Here is a 3,314-nt window from a genome sequence, read left to right as displayed (position 1 = left end):
TTCCACGAGCCGGGCTTCGACGACCTCCTGCGCGACGGCGTACGCGCCGGCCGCCTCTCGTTCAGCACCGACCTGTCGGCGGCCGACGACGCCGACGTCCACTTCCTCTGCGTCGGCACACCGCAGCTGCCGGACGGGCACGGGGCGGACCTGGCCGCGCTGTGGCAAGCAGTCGAGGGGCTGGCCCCTCACCTTCGCCGCGGGGCGCTCGTCGTCGGCAAGTCGACCGTGCCGGTCGGCACGGCGGCGCTCGTGCAGGAACGTCTCGACGCCCTCGTGCCACCCGGGCACGGGGTCGAGGTGGCCTGGAACCCCGAGTTCCTCAGGGAGGCCCACGCGGTCGAGGACTCACTGCACCCGGACCGTCTCGTGCTGGGTGTGGCCTCGGACGCCGCCGAGGCGATGCTGCACGAGGTCTACGAGCCGGTGCTGCGCGACGGCACACCGGCCGTCCGGACCGACCTGCAGACGGCGGAGCTCGCGAAGGCCTCGGCCAACGTCATGCTCGCCAGCCGGATCTCGCTGGTCAACATGCTCGCCGAGGTGTGCGAGGCGGCCGACGCCGACATCGAGCGCCTCACCGAGATCCTCGGCCTCGACGCGCGGATCGGGCCGCGCTACCTCTCCCCCGGCATCGGCTTCGGTGGCGGCTGTCTCCCCAAGGATCTGCGCGCCTTCGCGAGCCGTGCCGCCGAGCTCGGTGTGGACTCTGCGTCGGAGCTGCTCGGTGCCGTCGACGCCGTCAACACCCACCAACGCCAGAGAGCGGTCGACCTCACCGTGACCCTGCTCGGCGGGCACCCTCGCGGGCGCAGGGTCGCCGTGCTGGGCGCCGCCTTCAAGGCCGACTCGGACGACGTGCGCGACTCGCCCGCCCTGGCCGTCGCCACCGCAGTGGCCCAACTGGGTGCCTGCGTACGCGTCTTCGACCCACGGGCAGGATGCCACCTCCGCGACCGCACCGACCTCGAGACGAGTGACAGTGTCGAGTCCGCCTGCGCTGGCGCCGATCTCACGCTGGTGCTCACCGAGTGGCCGGAGTTCGGCGAGCTCGATCCCGTCGCGCTGGGCCGGGTGGTCGAGCGGCGCCAGGTCCTCGACGGAAGGCTCGTCCTCGACCCGGCTCGCTGGATGCGGGCCGGCTGGCAGGTGCACGCCTTCGGCCGTGGCGACGCCGCGCCCGGGGCGGCCGCCCGACGAAAGGCCGGGTGACGGCTCGTGCGCATCCTCATCTGGCACGTCCACGGCTCGTGGACCACCGGCTTCGTGCAGGGAGCGCACGACTACGTCGTGCCCGTGCTGCCCGACCGCGGACCCGACGGCGCAGGGCGCGCGCAGTCGTGGCACTGGCCCGACACCGTGCGCGAGGTCGCCCCGGATCACCTGCGCGACGAGGACCTCGACCTCGTCGTCCTGCAGCGCCCGCACGAGCTCGACCTCGTCCGGGAGTGGACGGGCCGGACACCCGGGAAGGACCTGCCGGCGGTCTACCTCGAGCACAACGTTCCGGGCGGGCGCGTCCCCTTCGACCGGCACCCGCTGGCCGACCAGCGCAGCATCCCCGTCGTGCACGTGACCGACTTCAACGCGCTGCTGTGGGACAACGGCGCGGCGCCCTTCACCGTCATCGACCACGGCGTCGTCGACCCCGGACACCGCTACACGGGCGAGCTCCAGCGCACAGCGGTCGTCGTCAACGAGCCGGTGCGCCGCGGGCGTGCGGTCGGCACGGACCTCGTGCTTGAGCTCGCGCGCCGCCACCCGGTCGACGTCTTCGGGATGAAGGCGCACGCCCTCCGGGACCTCCCCGACGTCCCGGCCGGGCTCGACACCGTCGAGGACCTCGACCAGGAGCGGCTGCACACCGAGATGGCGCGCCGCCGCGTCTACCTCCACCCCAACCGGTGGACCTCCCTCGGCCTGTCCCTCGTCGAGGCGATGACGCTCGGCATGCCGGTCGTCGTCGTGGCGAGCACCGAGAGCGCCATCGCCGTGCCGCCCGAGATCGGCATCGTCAGCACGCGGCCCGACGAGCTGGCCGACGGCGTGCGCTCCCTGCTGCACGACGCCGAGCTCGCTCGGACGATGGGTGAACTAGCCCGGGAGCACGCGCTGCGCCGTTTCGGGCTCAAGCGCTTCCTTCACGAGTGGGACGACGTCTTCGCCGCCGTCTGCGCGGGCCAGCCGCTGCCCGGGGGAACGGGATGAGCGACGGGGTGGGGGCCGACGCGCCAGCGCGGGTCACCGTGGTCGTCGCGACCCGCAACCGGTGGGAGGACCTGCGGGTCTCACTCCCGCACCACGCGCCGCACCCGGTCGTGCTCGTCGACAACGCGTCCGACGACGGCACCCCCGACCGGGTCGCCGAGGCGTTCCCCGACGTGCGGGTGGTGCGGCTGCCACGCAACGCCGGAGCGGTCGCGCGCAACGACGGTGTGGAGCTGGCCACCACGCCCTATGTCGCGTTCGCCGACGACGACTCCTGGTGGGAGCCGGGCGCGCTCGACCTGGCCGCCGGCCTCCTCGACGCCGACCCGCGCCTCGGCCTGCTCGCCGCCCGCATTCTCGTGGGCGAGGACGCGACGCTCGAGCCGGTGTGCCGACTGATGGCCGACTCGCCGCTGGGCACGCGTGCCGGCGAGCCGGGACCGCGGGTGCTCGGCTTCATCGCGTGCGGGGCCGTGGCGCGCCGGACGGCCTACCTCCAGGCAGGCGGCTTCGACCCCGTCGTCTTCTTCGCCGGGGAGGAGGAGCGCCTCGCCCTCGACCTCGCGTCCCTCGGCTGGGCGGCCTGCTACGCGCCCGAGCTCGTCGCCCGGCACTTCCCGTCCCCGACCCGCGACATCACGGCGCGGCACATCCGCATCGCCCGCAACACCATGCTGACCGCCCTGATGCGCCGCCCCTGGGACGTCGTCGCGCGCACCGCTGTGCGCACGTCCCGGACCACCCACGGCGTACGCGGCGTGCTGGCGGCGGTGCCCCACGTCCCCGCCGCGCTCGGCGCTCGTCACCTCCTCCCGCCGTGGGTCGAGGCGGACCGTCTCCTGCTCGACGAGCCGCACGCCCGGCACCCAGCGGCCCTGCCCGGAGACTCGACCGCGCACGGGTGGGTGCCCTGACCGTCGCGTGCCCGCTCGCGTGCGTCGGGAACCGAGCACTGCGCCACGCCGGGGACGCGCCGTCCCGTCCGGCACCGGCAGACCTAGAGTCACCCAGATGGGGGACGATCGTGGCGAGTGAGGCCGAGGCACACCTGACCTCCGTCCGGGGCCGTGTCGTCCGCTGGCTCTCGACCGGCGAGGACCGCACTG

The 3,314-nt window shown here is 74.1% G+C and carries 3 protein-coding genes; all 3 read left to right on the top strand.

What is annotated here, in order from left to right:
- On the top strand, positions 1 to 1,212 hold a 1,212-nt coding region (locus tag ABD194_RS00015; protein ID WP_343985610.1), incomplete at its 5' end, for a UDP-glucose dehydrogenase family protein.
- A gap of 6 nt (positions 1,213 to 1,218) precedes the next feature.
- The gene (locus ABD194_RS00010; RefSeq protein ID WP_343985607.1) at positions 1,219 to 2,208 is read left to right on the top strand and encodes a glycosyltransferase; all 990 of its coding nucleotides are present in this window, start codon (positions 1,219 to 1,221) and stop codon (positions 2,206 to 2,208) included.
- On the top strand, positions 2,205 to 3,122 hold the full coding sequence (locus tag ABD194_RS00005) for a glycosyltransferase family 2 protein (RefSeq protein WP_343985604.1): 918 nt from the start codon (positions 2,205 to 2,207) through the stop codon (positions 3,120 to 3,122). Before ABD194_RS00010 ends, ABD194_RS00005 begins: the two co-directional genes overlap by 4 nt.
- The last annotated feature ends 192 nt before the right edge of the window (positions 3,123 to 3,314 follow it).

This window comes from Terrabacter terrae (assembly GCF_039529575.1).
In the GTDB taxonomy this organism is placed as follows: domain Bacteria; phylum Actinomycetota; class Actinomycetes; order Actinomycetales; family Dermatophilaceae; genus Terrabacter; species Terrabacter terrae.
Note: the sequence above shows the minus strand (reverse complement) of the source record. Positions and strands in the feature narration are given on the sequence as shown.

What these genes read in the sequence shown, in the direction of transcription:
- ABD194_RS00005 (WP_343985604.1), top strand. Translation starts at nt 2,205, where the DNA reads ATGAGCGACGGGGTGGGGGCCGACGCGCCAGCGCGGGTCACCGTGGTC.